General features: G+C 71.6%; 13 protein-coding genes and 1 pseudogene. 6 read left to right on the forward strand and 8 right to left on the reverse strand.

The window, feature by feature from the left end; genetic code table 11:
• Positions 1-59 precede the first annotated feature (59 nt).
• Positions 60-1,703, forward strand: coding sequence for an amidohydrolase (locus ACIQGQ_RS35775; protein WP_402404413.1), 1,644 nt, complete (start codon positions 60-62; stop codon positions 1,701-1,703).
• Between the two features lie 25 nt (positions 1,704-1,728).
• Here ACIQGQ_RS35775 and ACIQGQ_RS35780 read toward each other — a convergent pair whose 3' ends face one another.
• From ACIQGQ_RS35780 to ACIQGQ_RS35800, 5 genes are all read right to left on the reverse strand, one after another.
• Positions 1,729-2,328, reverse strand: coding sequence for a GNAT family N-acetyltransferase (locus ACIQGQ_RS35780; RefSeq protein WP_402404416.1), 600 nt, complete (start codon positions 2,326-2,328; stop codon positions 1,729-1,731).
• Between the two features lie 125 nt (positions 2,329-2,453).
• A complete protein-coding gene (locus ACIQGQ_RS35785; protein WP_366298476.1) occupies positions 2,454-3,899 on the reverse strand; it encodes a glyceraldehyde-3-phosphate dehydrogenase in 1,446 nt (481 codons plus the stop codon).
• Positions 3,900-4,213: 314 nt separating this feature from the next.
• Complete coding sequence (locus ACIQGQ_RS35790) at positions 4,214-5,017, reverse strand: N-acetyltransferase (protein WP_402404419.1); 804 nt, start codon at positions 5,015-5,017, stop codon at positions 4,214-4,216.
• 62 nt (positions 5,018-5,079) lie between these two features.
• Positions 5,080-5,418, reverse strand: a complete 339-nt coding sequence (locus ACIQGQ_RS35795) for a GNAT family N-acetyltransferase (protein WP_402404422.1) — start codon at positions 5,416-5,418, stop codon at positions 5,080-5,082.
• Between the two features lie 108 nt (positions 5,419-5,526).
• A complete protein-coding gene (locus tag ACIQGQ_RS35800) occupies positions 5,527-6,600 on the reverse strand; it encodes a DUF2776 family protein (protein ID WP_402404425.1) in 1,074 nt (357 codons plus the stop codon).
• A gap of 290 nt (positions 6,601-6,890) precedes the next feature.
• On the opposite strand from ACIQGQ_RS35800, the gene ACIQGQ_RS35805 reads away from it, so the two are divergent.
• Positions 6,891-7,349: an Hsp20/alpha crystallin family protein gene (locus ACIQGQ_RS35805; RefSeq protein WP_402404428.1), complete on the forward strand. Its 459-nt coding sequence runs from the start codon at positions 6,891-6,893 to the stop codon at positions 7,347-7,349.
• A 68-nt stretch (positions 7,350-7,417) separates the two neighbouring features.
• Positions 7,418-7,999 carry a hypothetical protein gene (locus ACIQGQ_RS35810; RefSeq protein ID WP_402404431.1) on the forward strand — a complete coding sequence of 194 codons (582 nt, stop codon included), beginning with the start codon at positions 7,418-7,420 and terminating at the stop codon, positions 7,997-7,999.
• 26 nt (positions 8,000-8,025) lie between these two features.
• Here the strand turns inward: ACIQGQ_RS35810 and ACIQGQ_RS35815 are convergent, their stop codons facing one another.
• Entirely contained in the window at positions 8,026-8,631 is a 606-nt protein-coding gene (locus tag ACIQGQ_RS35815) for a CBS domain-containing protein (protein WP_402404434.1), read from the reverse strand.
• Positions 8,632-8,754: 123 nt separating this feature from the next.
• Positions 8,755-11,109 carry an ATP-binding protein gene (locus ACIQGQ_RS35820; protein ID WP_402404437.1) on the reverse strand — a complete coding sequence of 785 codons (2,355 nt, stop codon included), beginning with the start codon at positions 11,107-11,109 and terminating at the stop codon, positions 8,755-8,757.
• A gap of 215 nt (positions 11,110-11,324) precedes the next feature.
• Between ACIQGQ_RS35820 and ACIQGQ_RS35825 the strand changes: the two genes are divergently transcribed.
• The 3 genes from ACIQGQ_RS35825 (at position 11,325) to ACIQGQ_RS35835 (ending at position 14,970) form a co-directional block, all read left to right on the forward strand.
• On the forward strand, positions 11,325-12,158 hold the full coding sequence (locus ACIQGQ_RS35825; RefSeq protein ID WP_402404439.1) for a hypothetical protein: 834 nt from the start codon (positions 11,325-11,327) through the stop codon (positions 12,156-12,158).
• Positions 12,155-12,946, forward strand: coding sequence for a hypothetical protein (locus ACIQGQ_RS35830; protein ID WP_402404442.1), 792 nt, complete (start codon positions 12,155-12,157; stop codon positions 12,944-12,946). The genes ACIQGQ_RS35825 and ACIQGQ_RS35830 overlap by 4 nt, the downstream gene beginning before the upstream one ends.
• Before the next feature lie 389 nt (positions 12,947-13,335).
• Positions 13,336-14,970, forward strand: a complete 1,635-nt coding sequence (locus ACIQGQ_RS35835) for an integrase (RefSeq protein WP_402404445.1) — start codon at positions 13,336-13,338, stop codon at positions 14,968-14,970.
• 232 nt (positions 14,971-15,202) lie between these two features.
• Here the strand turns inward: ACIQGQ_RS35835 and ACIQGQ_RS35840 are convergent.
• Positions 15,203-15,342, reverse strand: a pseudogene (locus ACIQGQ_RS35840) (IS5/IS1182 family transposase); the annotation flags it as partial.

The following is a 15,342-nucleotide window of genomic DNA, read 5'->3' on the forward strand; positions in this document are numbered from 1 at the left end:
GCACCGGTTCGCATCACCTGCACAACTCGCACCACTCGCACCACGAGGAGTCACCCCAGATGCCCAGCCCCGCCCAGCTCGTCCTGCGCAACGCCCGCATCCACACCGTCGACCCGGAGCTTCCCGAGGCGCAGGCCATGGCGGTGGTCGACGGCCGTATCGCCTGGCTCGGCCCCGACGAGGAGGCGCCGGCGTGGACGGGCCCGGACACCCGGCTGATCGACGCCGGCGGAAGGCTCGTGCTCCCCGGCTTCATCGACGCCCACAACCATGTCCGGCTCGGCTCCGACGACGCCTGCGTCCAGCTCTCCGGCGCCGGCACCCTCGACGAGGTGCACGCCCGCATCCGCGCCTGGCACACGGCCCACCCCGACGCGGAGTGGATCGAGGCGGAGGCCTTCGACTACTCGGCCGTCCCGGACGGCCGGATGCCCACCGCCGCCGACCTCGACCCGGCCACCGGCGACGTACCGGCCTTCGTGCTCAGCTACGACGTGCACACCGCCTGGGTGAACACGGCGGGCCTGCGCCGCCTCGGCATCGACAGGGACCACACCGACCTTCCCTTCGGCCGGGCCGCCACCGACCCGGCCACCGGTGAACCCACCGGCTTCATCAAGGACTTCGCGGTCAAGGGCCTCTCCCGCGACGGCCACCGGGCGCTGCGGGAGCTGGGCCTGCCGTGGGCCTCCCCGGACCGGCAGTACGGGCGGCTCGCCACGTCCCTCGACGCCGCCATCGGCTTCGGGATCACCACGGTCGTCGAGCCGCAGAACTCGCTGGACGACCTGCCGCTCTTCGAACGCGCCCGTGCCGAGGGCCGGCTCCGGTCCCGTATCGTCGCCGCGCTCTTCCACCCGAGCGGCACCACCGACGCCGACCTCGACGACTTCGCGGCCGCCGCCGAACGCTACGCCGACGACCGGATCCGGGTCGCCCCGCTCAAGCTGTACATCGACGACGTGGTGGAGCCGCGGACCGCGGCCCTGCTGGAGCCGTACGCGGGCTGCCGCCACCACCGGGGCGACACCTTCTACCCGCCCGAGGAGTTCGCCGGGCTGCTGGCCAAGCTGGACGCCCGCGGCTTCCAGTGCTTCGTCCACGCCACGGGGGACCGGGGCATCCGCACCGTGCTGGACGCCGTGGCGCACGCCCGCGCGGTGAACGGGGAACGGGACGCCCGTCACCAGATCGTCCACGTCGAATGCCTCGACCCGGAGGACACCCCCCGCTTCGCCGAGCTGGGCGTGGTCGCCTGCATGCAGCCCCGGCACAGCGCGCCGGAGGTCGCGGGCCCGGGCAAGGACTGGGCGGAGAACGTCGGCGCCGAGCGCTGGCACAAGGCATGGCCGATGCGCAGCCTGCACCGCGCCGGTGCGGTGCTCGCCCTGTCCAGCGACTGGAACGTCGCCGAGATGGACCCGATGATCGGAATCCACACCGCCGTCACCCGGCGCCCGCTCGACGGGGGAGAGCCCTGGATGCCGCAGGAGACGATCAGCGTGGAGACCGCCGTGCACGGCTACACCATGGGTTCGGCGTACGCCAACTTCCTGGAGGCCGAGCGCGGTTCGCTGACGGTCGGCAAGGCCGCCGACTTCGTGGTGCTCTCCCGCGACATCCTCCGCGTCGCTCCCGAGGAGATTCCCGGCACGGTGGCGGAGACCGTCGTGGTCGGCGGTGTCGTCGAGCACTCCGTGTGACCGGCCCGGGGCGTCCCGGGCGCGTTCACAGCGGGCCCGGGGCGTCACCGCGGAGGCGGGCGTGCAGATGCTGGTCGTGCCATCCGTCCGCGTGCAGCAGCGCGCCGCGCATGACGCCCTCCGGGGCGAATCCGGCCTTCGACGCCACCCGGCAGGAGGCCGGATTGGCCGTCGAGTGGCACAGCCGGAGGCGGTGCAGCCCCAGTTCGTCCAGGGCCCACCGGCCGACCCGCTCGACCGCCCCGACCGCCGCGCCGCGACCGCGTGCCGCCGGCAGCAGCCAGTAGATGATCTCGGCGCTGCCGCCCCTGAGGTCGACGTCGTTCAGCCCGACGAGACCCGTGGCCGTGCCGCCCGGCCGGGCCAGGGCCCAGATCGCGCCCGTCTCGGCCCGCCAGCGCTCCCGCATCCGCGTGATCCGGTCATCGGCCTCCCGCGCCGATGCCACGGTGAAGAGGTTCCACCGGCGAATGGCCGGGTCCTGGCCCGCCGCCATCAGCGCTTCGGCGTCCTCGGGACGCCAGGGGCGCAGCTCCGACCCGTCGGGAAGGCCGAGCACGGGTTGCACGGCACACTCCATCCGGCCCGCGGGGACGACCGGGGGTATGGGTGTTTCGATGATCATCCGGGCATCGTGCCACAGCGCCCCGGGCGGGTGACGGCCACGGGTGCGGCCGTCCGGCGACATGCGAAGGGCGCCCCGGCGAGCAACCGCTCGCCGGGGCGCCCTCGTCGGCGCGGGGCCCGGGATCAGACCGCCGGGGCGGGGAACGTCGGGTACTCCACGCCGGAGACGTGCTGGACCACGCGGATCACCTGGCACGAGTAGCCGAACTCGTTGTCGTACCAGAGGTAGAGGATCGCGTTGTCGCCGTCGACCTTGGTGGCACCGGCGTCGACGATCGAGGCGTGACGCGAGCCGATGAAGTCGCTCGACACGGCGTCGGGGGCGGTGACGAAGTCGATCTGGCGCTTCAGCGGCGAGGTCAGCGACACGTTGCGGAGGTAGTCGAGGACCTCCTCGCGGCTCGCCTCGCGGCCGAGCCGCAGGCTGAGGATCGCGATCGAGACGTCCGGCACCGGGACCCGGATCGAGCTGCCGGTGATCGGCGCCTTCAGCTCGGGCAGCGCCTTGGCGACCGCGGAGGCGGCACCGGTCTCGGTGATGACCATGTTCAGCGGCGCGGAACGGCCGCGGCGGTCGGCCTTGTGGTAGTTGTCCAGCAGGTTCTGGTCGTTGGTGAACGAGTGGACGGTCTCCACGTGGCCGCGGAGCACGCCGTACTCGTCGGCCATCGCCTTCAGCGGCGGCACGATCGCGTTGGTGGTGCAGGAGGCGCAGGACAGGATCCGCTCGTCCGGCTTGATCGTGTCGTGGTTGACGCCGTGCACGATGTTGGGCACGTCGCCCTTGCCCGGGGCGGTCAGGACGACCTTGTCGATACCGGGGCGCAGGTGGTGGGAGAGCCCCTCGCGGTCGCGCCACTTACCGGTGTTGTCGATGAGGATGGCGTCCTTGATGCCGTACGCCGTGTAGTCGATCTCGGAGGGGTCGTTGGCGTAGATCACCTTGATCTCGTTGCCGTTGGCGACGATGGTGTTCTTCGTCTCGTCGACGGTGATCGTGCCCTGGAACTGGCCGTGGATCGAGTCGCGGCGCAGCAGCGAGGCACGCTTCACGATGTCCTGGTCACCGCCGCCGCGGACGACGATGGCGCGCAGCCGCAGTCCGTTGCCGGAGCCGGCCTTCTCGATGAGCAGCCGGGCGACGAGGCGGCCGATGCGGCCGAAACCGTACAGGACGACGTCGCGTCCCTCGCCGCGCTCCAGCTTGTTGGCGCCCGTGGCCCCGGCGACGGCCTCGGCGGTGAACTCCTCCACCGACAGGCCGCGCTCGTCGGCGGCGTAGGTCGCGGCGAGCATCCCGATGTCGATCTGGGAGGGACCGAGGTCGAGCGTGGTGAGGGCCTGGAGGAACGGCAGCGTGTCGGTGACCGACAGCTCCTCGCCGGCGATCTGGCGGGCGAACCGGTGGGTCTTCAGGATGCTGACCACCGACTTGTTGACCAAGGACCGGCTGTGCAGCAGAACCGTTACGTCCCGCTCGCGGTGCAGTTTCCCGATGACCGGGATCATCGACTCCGCGATCTCCTCGCGGTTCTTCCAGCTGGTGAACGAGTCGTCATTGACAGTCACAGGTTTATCTTTCGAGCTAGGCGGCGCTCATATGGTAACCCGATGGTCCTGCGGGCATCCAAGGGGGCCGTGCGGGGATGGCCGGGATATGCCGTATGCCCCGAGGGGCCCGTTTCCTCGGACACCTTGGGCCCGCCCCGCGCGACCCGGGGCCCTCGTCGGATGGAACGCCCGGACGCGCCTCCGGCGGGGCGGCCGGATCCGCCCCCGGACGCGACGGGGCGGGGCCGGGCGGACGCCCCGTACGGCGGCCGGCCCGGTTGCGCGGGCGGCGTCCGCGACGGCGGCGCGCCGGGGAGGCGGCCCGCAGGGTCTCAGCCGGTACGCGGCCCGGTGACGTGCCGGATCCACACGTTGGGCTCGACGTAGACGGCGTGGCCGCGCGCGGTGTCGCAGTGGACCGGTGCCAGTGCGCCGGGTACGTCGACGGCACCGTCCTGGTCGAACGGCAGCCCGGTCCACCGCCGCCACTCGGCCAGTGAACCGGCCACCGTCATCGAGGCGGGCGCGACCTTCTCGACGGTGCCGCCCGCCTTGACGTGCACCCGCACCCACGGGTCGGCGGGCAGCCCGTCGTCCCGGCGGCGACGGAGGTATTCGGCCATGGGCACGCGCGGTTCCAGGTGTTTGGCCGTGGGGCGGACCGGTGCCAGCAGGGCGTCATGGCCCTGTCGGCCGACCGCCTCCCGCAGCGCCGCCAGCAGCCGGTAGGACAGGCCCCGGCCGAGGTGGCCGACGTCCAGGGTGATCTCCAGCGCGCTGGCCGCCGTCGGCGTGCGCCCGGCCTGCCGGTCCTGGAACGCCCAGACCAGTACCCGGTCCCAGCCCTGGTCGGGCATCTCCTCGCGGCCGTCGAGCCCGGCGGCGAACGGCACGGCGAACCCGCGCGCCACGATCCGGTCCCCGTCCGTCGCGACCACGCAGTACTCCGGGAACTCCACGGGCACCCGGCTCAGCAGGGCGTTCGCCACCGGCTCGTGATGGGTGAACACGGGCCAGGAGTCGTTGATCTCGTAGAGCCGCGAGGTCAGTGCGGGGCGCTCGGCCAGCCGGGTGATCCGGATGCCGTCGTCCGTCGTGGCCGTCGCGGTCCCGGTCGCTGTCTCTTTCTCTGTCACGGGGCAGGACCCTGCCATGGGCCGTGCCCCGCGCCAAGCGAAATATCCCAGGTCAGGTCAAGTCAGGTGCGGTCGCCCTGGAGCCACTGGAGGATCTCCGGGGTCACCGGATCGGTGATGTCGGCGAACCCGTCGTGCTTCTGGAGGTACTTGGCCACGTACGGGCAGACGGGCACGATGCGCATGCCGCTGTTCCGTACGTCCTCGAGGGCCGCCGTCACGAGCACCGATGCCAGGCCGCGGCCGGCGAAGGCGTCGTCGATCTCGGTGTGGTAGAAGACGCGCTGCTTGTCCCGGTCGCGGTAGACGGTGAAGCCCGCGGGCTCCCCGTCGACCTGGATGGTGTACCGGTGCCGTGCGTCGACACGCTCGACGACGGGGGCGGGGGATTCCTGGGTCATGGTGGTCCGTTCCTTGGACGCGGGGTGGGGGACGAGAAGCTGATCATCAGGGTAGCCCCGACCCTCGCCCGGGTGTTCGGGTACGTGCTCACAGCCGGTGTGCACGGGTCACGCGGGCGCGTCGTCCCCGCCTCCGGTACCGCTCTCCAGGATGGAGACGATGGAGAACAGCGAGAAGCAGATGGCGCCCAGGCCGACGAGGACACGGGCCGCGACGATCACGGCGGGATCGGCCGACTCGAAGAGGAACGCGGAGAGGAACAGGCAGAGCAGCGCGGTGCCGACCGGAATCAGCGGGACCCGGTTCGCCAGCGGGGCCTCGCGCCGCCAGACGAGCGCGAGCAGCAGCACCTTGCTGAGGATGCTCCAGCAGATCAGCCCCAACCCGATCAGGACGTAGGCGGCGGCCAACTGGGAGGGCCGGGTGTGTACGGCGAGGACGATCAGTGCCCAGACGATGCCGATGGCACCCAGGGCGGCGGCCGAGGCGGGCCACAGCACGCGCTCCCGACGGGTGTAGGTGTTCTGGATCTGCCGCAGAATGCTGGCCACGAGCCCGATGAGGCACGTGCAGACGAGCGCCAGACCGGCCATCACGTGCCCGGCGGTGAACCGCCCCGCCGCATGGCCGCCGCCCCCGCCGGCCAGCAGGGTGAGGGCCCAGGCCCAGGTGACCAGGGACGCGAGGACCGGAAGCGCGGACAGGGCCAGGACGGCGGGCCGCCCGAACGGTGCCGGCGAACGCGGCGCGGATCCCTCCGGAAGCGCCGAGTTCTCGGTGATCAGCACGAATCGGGTAGAGGCCGTGGCCACACACGACACGCACGCGCAGATCATTCCGACTCCGAAGATCACGTGTCCGGCGACGAAGTCGGGAGGCGGCCGCGGACTCTCGGTGAGCAGGGAGAGCCCGTATCCCACGGTGACCCCGCTGACCGCGAACCCGAAGACCGGGTAGAGCAGCCGGTCCAGAGCCGTGTACCGGCAGATGAGCTGCCTGATGATGGTCGCCGCGGTGGCGAACAGGCACAGGCAGATGGCCGCCAGAAAAATGAGGACCGGACCCGCGACGTGTGCGGCCGGTCCGGACGCGTGGGCGAGTACATATCCGCCGAGCGCGGCCGACACCGCGCCCATCAGCAGAGGGATGGCTCGGAACAGGACACTGACCTTGTAGTTCATCAGGCCTCCCGGCGACGGGCATCCCCACCATCCTCATGCGGGCCGCGCCGTGCTGCCACCGGGCACGTGAGGAGTGCTTCCCCGGGCGGACGCCTCTGGGCTCCGCCACCACGGGCCGGCATACGGGTCACGACCGGCCCGTATCCGCCCGGCCGTGCCGACCTGGCACCTGGGAGCTGCGCACCGTACCGCGTCGGAGGCAGGCTTGAAGGAGCGGGGCCGGAGCGGGTTCCGTGAACCGGCCCGTCCGTGGGCGAAGGCCCCGGGGCCCGTACACGAGGAGCAGGACGATGAGCGGTGCGAAGGTGGAACGCAGGCACAGCGTCTTCCCCGACTTCAACGACTGGTTCAGCAGGGAGTTTCCCGGGCTGCCCGGCTGGCGTCCCGACGCGGCGGCCCACTCGATTCCGGTGGAGGTCACCCGTGGCGACGGCGCGTACGTACTGCGGGCAGAGCTTCCCGGAATGGACCCGGAGAAGGACATCACGATCACGGTCGACGACGACCTGGTCACCGTGAGCGCCGAGCACGGCGGGAGCACCCGGGGGACGGAGCATTCGGAGTTCCGCTACGGGTCGTTCCGCCGGACCGTGCGTCTCCCCGACCCGGTGCCCGCCGAGGGCGTCGAGGCCTCCTACGCGGACGGCATCCTCACCGTCCGTGTTCCGATGCCCGAGCGGCGGGTCCGGGAAGCACGGACCATCCCGGTGAAGCGGGCCGGTACCAGCGGCGGGGGCGACCGGCCGTGAGCCGGGGGAACGGCCCGGACGCCGGCGGCCGGACCGGACGTGTGTGAGGGCCCGCCCGGAGGTGTGTGATGACCGTCCACGAGCAGCCGATCCGCCGTTCCGGCCCATCGGGCCGGGACGTCCACGGGCGCATCGCCGTGGTGGTGGTCCTGGTCGTCGCGCTGGTCTGCGGAGCGGTCACCGCCGGGCTCCTGTGGACCACCGGGGTACGGGCCGACCGGGCGTACACCGGGCGCCTGCACCGTGTGACGGCGACGACCACCGGACCGGCCGAGCCCTCCGTGCCCCAGGCGGGGCAGGACGGGTGGCCGGGGGCAGCCGCCCCCGCCGTGTGGGCCTACCCGAAGGGCGTCCACCGGTCCGGAACGGTCGAAGTCCCGCCCCGGACGCCCCAGGGGCACACGGTTCCGGTCTGGGTGGACGCCGCGGGTGCCCCGGCCCGGCCGCCGGACAACGGGACGGAACGCGTGCTGACCTCGTTCTGCGGCGGTGTCGCGGCGGCCGGCACCGCCGGGGCGGTCGCGGCCGGTGTCCTCCTCGTGATGCGGCGACGCACCGAGGCCCGTACCTTCGCGGCGCTCGACCGCGAATGGGCCCGGGTGGAACCCGTCTGGTCCGGCCGGCCCCGGAGCGGGACCGACAACGACTGAGCCGGGCCGGTCCCGGGGCACGGGCGTCACGTACCGGCGTCGGTGCCGTCCTCGTGGCGGAGCCGGTCGACGACGCCCACCACCCCGTCGGCGCTGTTGCAGAGCCTGAGGAGGACCGGGACGAGCCCGGGGCGACGCACGGTTCCGCTGAGGGTGACCAGGCCGTCGTCGACGTCCACGGAGAGGTCCGAGGGGCTCAGGCCGAGCGTGCGGGTGATCACGTCCTCGATGATCTCCTCCTGGATCGCCCGGTCCCTGCGGAGGAACAGCTGGATGAGATCGCTCCGGCTCAGTACGCCCACGAGCCGCCCGGAGTCGTCGGTCACGGGCAGCCGCTTCACCCGCTCCCGGTCCATCACACGAGCGGCCCGCACCACGCTCCACCCGGGCCGGGCGACCACCGCGGGGCTCGACATGAGGGCCCCGGCGGTCCCACGCCCGGAGCCGACGGCACGCCGACGCACGAGATCGGCCTCGGAGACGACACCCAGCGGGCGGTTCGCGTCGTCCACCACGCAGACCGCGGTGATGTCGAACTCGTCCAGGAGCCGGGCGATCTCCTTGAAGCCTGTCTCCGGTACGACGCTGACGACCGCCGGTGTCATCAGCTCGGCGACGCTTCGGTGCCTCATGGCCGGTTCCCTCCCGTGCTCGGTGCCCTGCTGCCACCTCTCAGGATCGCCGGTACCCGCCCCGTCCGGCGAGGGCCGTCCGGCCCCCGGCCCATGGAACCGCCCCGGCCGGCGGGTCGCGCGCTACCGCCCGCCGCCGGAATCCACGGACCGGGGCCGCGCACCGTCGGCTCGCGGCGCGGGCACGCCCTGCTGGTCGTACGTCCACACCGCCAGCTGCGTTCGGGACGTGAACCCCAGCTTGCCGAGGATGCGCTCGACATGGTTCTCCGCGGTGCGCTGCGCGATTGTCAGCCGCACCGCGATCTCCTTGTTCGTGAGCCCCGCGGCGACCAGCTCGGCGACCTGACTCTCCCGCCGCGTCAGCCCCGGCGCCCCGGCCGGATCGTCCAGTACGTACGCCATCGCCTCGTCCACCGTGGCCCGCGCCCCGCGCCGGAACTCCCGCTCGAAGACCGCCCCGGACAACGCCTCCCGCACCCCCGCGTCGAACCGCAGATGCTGCCCGCGCATGAACGGTGCCGCACCGAGCCGCCCGCCCAGCGACCCCCACAACTGATGCAGCACACCCAGCAGCCGGGCCGCGGCCCGCGGCGCGTCTCGCATGCTCCACGCGATCACCTCCACGCACATGGCCACGTCCCACCAGTCCTCGAAAGGCCGCAGCAGGCCGATGGCGGCCCGGGCATGCCCGATCGCGTCCCCGGGCGCACCCGCGCGCCGCGCCAGCAGGGCACGGGCGAGCAGCGCCATCCCGTGCAGCCACGACTCGCCCCGCGCCCGCGCGGCGTCCTCGACCTCGCCGCACGCCTCGGCGGCCGTCACGACGTCACCCCCGTAGGCGTGCGCGATGGCGAACTTGACCCGGCACTCAAGTGCCGCGTCGAGACATCCCCGCACACGGAATTCGGCGTACGCCCGGACGAACAGCCCGGCGGCGCCCGCGAAGTCCTCGCGCCAGACGGCGAGGATCCCGTGGTGGTGCCGGACCCATGCCGACTCCCACCGATGACCGCCGAGCCGTGCCGCCTCCTCGCACGCGGCGAGCGCGTCTGCCACCTCGTCGTCCGGAGCGCCCTGCAGGATGCCCAGATAGGTGTCGGTGACCAGCGCCCGGACCCGGACCTCCTCCGTGTCCGGGCCGCCCTGCGCCCGGTCGGCGGCGAGCAGCAGCGACAGCCAGCGGCGCCCCTCGGACAGCAGCCCCGCCGTGAGCCAGTAGTGCCGGGGCGACACGGCCAGCGCCAGACCGGCCCGCGCCCGACCGGGCCGCTCCAGGCAGAACTCCAGGGCCGCGCGCAGGTTCGGATGGTCCGTCCGTAGCCGTGTGAACCAGTCGACCTGCCGGGGACCGAACCACTCCTGCCCGGCCCGCGCGGTCAACTCCGCGTAGTGGTCCAGGTGGCGGGCGCGGAGCGCGTCGAGCGAGCCCGACGCGACCAGCCGCTCGTGCCCGTACTCCCGTACCGTTTCCAGCATGTGATAGGTGGAACGCCCTTTATTTCTACGACAGTTGACGATCGACTTCGCCACCAGTGCGTCGAGGGTGTCGAGCAGGAAGGCGGCCGGCAACCGGTCGTCCGCGCAGACCCGCGCCAGCCCTTCGAGGTCGAAGCCGCCCCGGAACACCGAGGCCCGCGCCCACAGCAGCCGCTCGTGCTCCGTGCACAGCTCGTGGCTCCAGTCGATCAGCGCGCGCAGGGTGCGCTGCCGGTCGACGGCGACGCGGCTGCCCCCGGTCAGCAGCGCGAACCGGTCCGTGAGCCGTTCCAGGATCTCCTGCGGCGTCAGGCTCCGGACCCGCGCCGCGGCCAGCTCGATCGCGAAGGGGAGCCCGTCCAGACGGCGCACCAGCTCCGCGACGGCGTCGGCGTCGGCCTCCGTCACCGTGAAGCCGGGCAGCACGGCGGCGGCCCGCTCGGCGAACAGCGCGACCGCCGGACTGCCGCTCGGAGTACGTACCCGGCGCCCCGCCCCCGCGGCGTCACCGGCCTCCGGCACCGGCAGCGGCTCCACCGGAAACACCTGCTCGCCCACGATTCCGAGCGGCTGCCGGCTCGTCGCCAGCACACGCAGTCCGGGGGCGGCCCGCAGCAGCGTGTCGACGAGCCGGGCACAGGCGTCGACCAGATGCTCGCAGTTGTCCAGGACGAGCAGGACGCGCCGCTCGCCCAGCCGGTCCACCAGCGCGGCCGTCGTCCCGGCCCCCGGACGCACCGGACGGGCCGCGTCGAGGGCGCCCAGGACACTTGCCGCCAGCAGCTCGGGATCCCGCAGATCGGCCAGCTCGGCGACGTGCACCCCGTCGGGGAACGACCCCGTCACATCCGAGGCCACCCGCAGCGCCACCCGCGTCTTGCCCACACCACCGACCCCGGTGAGCGTCACCAGACGGGTGCCGGAGAGCAACCCCGCGATCCGCGAGCACTCCGCCCGCCGCCCGATCAGCGACGTCAACTCGCCTGCCCCCGCCCTCATGGGCGGCCATCATACGGACGTGCGACGACCGGGACCGGCCGATCAGCGGGCACAGTTGAGTAGTTCTCCCGTATCCCCGCACGCACACCGGTCCGACACTCGACGACGTGGAATCGGACGATCATGCGAGGTGTACGTTGACGGCGGACGCGGCAACGGGGAACGGCGAACAGGGAAGGCGCCTGGGGGAGCGCGTGTGGACCTATCAGGGAGCGGTGTCCAGACGGGTCCTGAGCGTGTTCGTCGTGCTTGTCATCGTGTTCGTCGTGATGTGCTTCGTCGCCCGCGACCACGACATCGAGGGTTCCTTCCTCCTCGCCATGTGGGTGGTCCCCACGGTGGCCGCCGGGTGCGCCGCGCTCTGCGTCCGGCACACCCGGATCCGGCTCCGCGAGTACGAGCACGGCTTCGAGTTCCGCCGCCCCGGACGCCGGACGCTGCGCCGCACCTGGGACGAGATCGCCTCCGTCGAGTCGACCAGGGTGTCCGTCCGCATCAACTTCAGCCACTCCCACGACGTGGTCAAGACCGTCCTGCGCCCGTACGAGGGCGGCCTGGTCCGGCTGAAGGACCTGGACTACGTCAAGGTCCGCCAGGAGTCCGGCTTCTGGCGCCTGGCCACCCTGGGCCCGGTCGACAACGCCGGGCCGTTCACCACGCGCGCCACGAGGGAAGTAGCCGCAGCCGTCGCGGCACGGCACCTTGAAGAGTTGCGAGAGGGCGGCGAGTTCCGCTGGGGCGCCCTGACGTTCACTCGTGAAGGCCTGACCCTTGAGCCCTTCCCGGGCCCGCTGGAGTGGTCCCGCATCGCCTTCGTGTCCGGAGGCCCGGGCGACGGCGTCCGTCTCGACGTGCGCGGCCTGGCCGAACACGTCGGCAGCCGGGCCCTGAAGCCGCGCGCCACCAAGGCCGGCTACAGCACCGAAGGCGACCATCTGAAGGTCTTCGCGCCCCTCCACCGCCCCGGATCGGACTACGCGGCACTGGACATCGTCCTCGCCAACGGTGCCGCCCTGACCGACTCACAGCAGCAGGACTCCGACCGGTGACCGGCCCGGCGGAGAACACTCCTCGCGACCTCGGTCTGGTGATCGGCCGCCATCCGGTGAACCACCGGAAGCGATGGGTGAACGCGGGCTGGGCACTGCTCGTGGCCGTTGTGTCCGGCTGGCTCGGCACCTGGGGCCTGTCCGCGACCGGCGAAGGCACACCCGGCGGCAACAAGGCGGTCGGCCTCTTCCTCGGGCTCTCCCTGGGCGCGGTGATCGTCGCGGCGACCCAGATCGTCCGGGCCCTGCACGGCCAGCCGGGCGAGTACTTCGAGACACACGAGGAGGGCCTGGTCCACGGAACCCGTCGAGGCACCACGGGCTGGTCCTGGCACCGCGTCACCTCGCTCCATGTGGACGGCGACGCGCTGAACGGCCTTGCGACCCGGCTCGGCAACGGCTACCGCATAGAGATCGGCCTCGACGACGGCACCCGGCTGCGCACCGACGGACTCGCCGAACGCGCCGGCGACCTGGGACGGGTCCTGCTGGCACGGTGCCCGCACGTCGCCCTGAAGCCGAGGATCCCCTGGTACGGCCGAGCCGGCGCCTGGCCGCTGGTGGCGGCCGCGGCGTGCGTGGCGGCGATCCCCGCGATGATCCTCTACATCGTGGCCCACCCGGACGAGGAACACCGGATCACCACCGGGGAGGGCATGACCATGCTGCATACCGAACCCGGCATCAGCGAAGCGGGCTACGCCTTTCTGTCCGTCGGCATGCTGGTGTGCGCGATCACCGCGATCTCCCTCGTCATCGCCTACGTGCGCGGCAGGGCCTACCGCTGAACCGCCCTGGTGCAAGGCACGGAGGCCACCGGGCGGAACCGCGGAGGGGGCATCGGGGCCCTGTCCGCCATGCTTCCCGTCCGTTGCGTGCACGAGGAGGCGGTTGTCCAGCTCCGACGGGCTTGGCCGATGTACTTGTCGGACCGGCCCACTTGCGTGATTCGTATCCTTCCCACAGGTCAGAGGCACGGCGGACTATCTGCAGTTCGCCGGAAGAGTAGGAGCACCCCCGCACGCGCGGGGACCACTCCCCGGCGGCCGGGCCGGGCAGAACGAGATCGGGACCACCCCCGCACGCGCGGGGACCACCGTCTCACCAGGATCGACTTCGCCACCCGTTCTTTAGGCTCCTCTCCGTTGTCGGTTGAGACCGCCTTGGAAAGAGGCCCATGGACGTCCTGGAGCACTGGAGTGTCGACTTCTACGATTTCACCGTTCCACCTGAACCCAGCGACGATCCCGCTGTCTTGAAGTTCGGGAACCTGCACGCGAGAGCCGCCCGCAACGGCGCACGGCACGGCACCCCCGTGATCCTCTCGCCGTCGGGTCGACCGGACCACAGGATCAATCGCTTCTTCAGGGAAGGGAAGATGGCAGCCTCCCAGGCCGGGACGTGGAAGCGGTACGCCTACACGTTGATCGTCTGGCTCGACTTCCTGGCCGCCATCGACCGCTCATGGGACAGCGCGACGGTACGGGACGTCGAAGCGTTCAAGGACTGGAGACTCACAGATCTGCGCAACGAAGAGCGGATCAGGTCGACATCCTTCGACACCGACCGGGCTGGCCTCAACTCCTTCTATTCATGGGCGAGCAAGCGCTACGGGATCTTCAACCCCGTCCCGACCGTGCACGCCGGCGCCGCGGATGAGAGCGACGCCGCATTCGGGCGTGGATACGCTCGCAAGCGACGGGATCCGCTCCGCCCTGGCGGATCGACACGGCGCCAGGTGAAGTGGCTGCTGCGATCGGCCTTGGAACAGTGGCGGAACATCGGGCTGTGCGGCTACGGGTTCGACGGGGTGCGCGGGGCAGGCTGGCGGGGCTTCAGCGAGGACCGGGACTGCGCCTTCGTCGACGGGCTGTACGGGACCGGGCTGCGCGTCCGTGAGTGGGCCAGCGTCCTGGACGTCGAGCTCCCGGCATCGGGGAGCGAGCGGATGGGGGAAGCGTGGCTGGCGGCGAAGTGTGTCAAGGGGGCTGAGGAGGGGCGGACGTACTGGATACCGAGGCGGGTGCTGCAGTCGGTGGAGGGTTACGCGGATCCACTTGAGGGGTCGCGGGCCGAGGCGATCCGCCGTGCCCAGCGTGCGGGCCGTTACGAGCGACTGCGTGGGGTGCGCATCGTCACGGGCCACACTCCTCGGACCGGAGAACTGCACGTCGAGGGGGTTGACGGGTCCGCGACGCTGGCGCTGGACGTGCTGGCCCCGGACGAGCGGCGGCTTCTCTTCCGCCGTACGCCCCGCGGTCTGGAGCCGCTGTGGCTGTGGCTGTCGGTGAGCGGGCTGCCAAAGAAGGTCTACAGCTGGGAGGACACGTTCGACGCGGCGAACAAGCGCATCGCAGATGCGTGGGTGCGAGCAGCCGACCCGGACGGCAGCCTCAATGAGGAGGAGCGAGATCGGATCCACGGCGAGTGCCCCCTGTGGGCCACGCCCCACATGTGCCGGCACAGCTTTGCCCTGAAATGGTTCTGCATCCTCTCTCTGGTGGAAGAACGCCGTCTCGAAGGTTTCTCCGCCGAGGAAATCGAGGACTTCCGCGACCAGCTCGGCGACATCTGGCTTCAGATGTCGATTCTGCTGGGCCACAAGCACCCGGACACGTCCCGGGAGCACTACCTGGAGCCCTTCACCTGCTTGCAGCTGTCCTATCTGATGGCGATGCTCGACGCCGACGAGCAGGCTGGGGTCGACGCGCTGGTGCGCGTGTTCGCCCGCCACGGCGGCTCCACCATCGCCCCCGTCGCGGCATCTGCAGCAGGCCGCAACGTTCGCGGCGGCCGCGGAGCTTCTCGATGAGCAGGAGCGGCGGAGGTGGACAGCGAGCGTCTCAGCCCGGACCAGGCTGGCACCCGCCCGACCGGCTCCCGGCCGAGAGGGGCGGGACGACGGTGGTCTTCTTCGAGGAACAGAGCGGGACGAGCCGGGTCTTCGACCTCTCTCGTTTCCCGGTCGGGACCGAGATGCAGCGGTGGATGGCACAGGGGCTGGCGATTCGCTGCGGGCCACGGGGCGGCAGTAACTGATCATTTCAAAATGAGGTTCGGAGTCTTCGCAAGCAGATGATGCTGCAGGTGAGTTGGAGTGGTCCGAGGTGGAGATCGGCTCGTATCTCGTAGCGGATCCGCAGGCGTTTGAACTGGTGGAGCCAGGCGAAGGTGCGCTCGACGA

Source organism: Streptomyces sp. NPDC092952 (assembly GCF_044754785.1).
Classification (GTDB): domain Bacteria; phylum Actinomycetota; class Actinomycetes; order Streptomycetales; family Streptomycetaceae; genus Streptomyces.

What these genes read in the sequence shown, in the direction of transcription:
- ACIQGQ_RS35775 (WP_402404413.1), top strand. Translation starts at nt 60, where the DNA reads ATGCCCAGCCCCGCCCAGCTCGTCCTGCGCAACGCCCGCATCCACACC.
- ACIQGQ_RS35780 (WP_402404416.1), bottom strand. Translation starts at nt 2,328, where the DNA reads ATGATCATCGAAACACCCATACCCCCGGTCGTCCCCGCGGGCCGGATG.
- ACIQGQ_RS35795 (WP_402404422.1), bottom strand. Translation starts at nt 5,418, where the DNA reads ATGACCCAGGAATCCCCCGCCCCCGTCGTCGAGCGTGTCGACGCACGG.
- ACIQGQ_RS35800 (WP_402404425.1), bottom strand. Translation starts at nt 6,600, where the DNA reads ATGAACTACAAGGTCAGTGTCCTGTTCCGAGCCATCCCTCTGCTGATG.
- ACIQGQ_RS35805 (WP_402404428.1), top strand. Translation starts at nt 6,891, where the DNA reads ATGAGCGGTGCGAAGGTGGAACGCAGGCACAGCGTCTTCCCCGACTTC.
- ACIQGQ_RS35810 (WP_402404431.1), top strand. Translation starts at nt 7,418, where the DNA reads ATGACCGTCCACGAGCAGCCGATCCGCCGTTCCGGCCCATCGGGCCGG.
- ACIQGQ_RS35815 (WP_402404434.1), bottom strand. Translation starts at nt 8,631, where the DNA reads ATGAGGCACCGAAGCGTCGCCGAGCTGATGACACCGGCGGTCGTCAGC.
- ACIQGQ_RS35820 (WP_402404437.1), bottom strand. Translation starts at nt 11,109, where the DNA reads ATGAGGGCGGGGGCAGGCGAGTTGACGTCGCTGATCGGGCGGCGGGCG.
- ACIQGQ_RS35835 (WP_402404445.1), top strand. Translation starts at nt 13,336, where the DNA reads ATGGACGTCCTGGAGCACTGGAGTGTCGACTTCTACGATTTCACCGTT.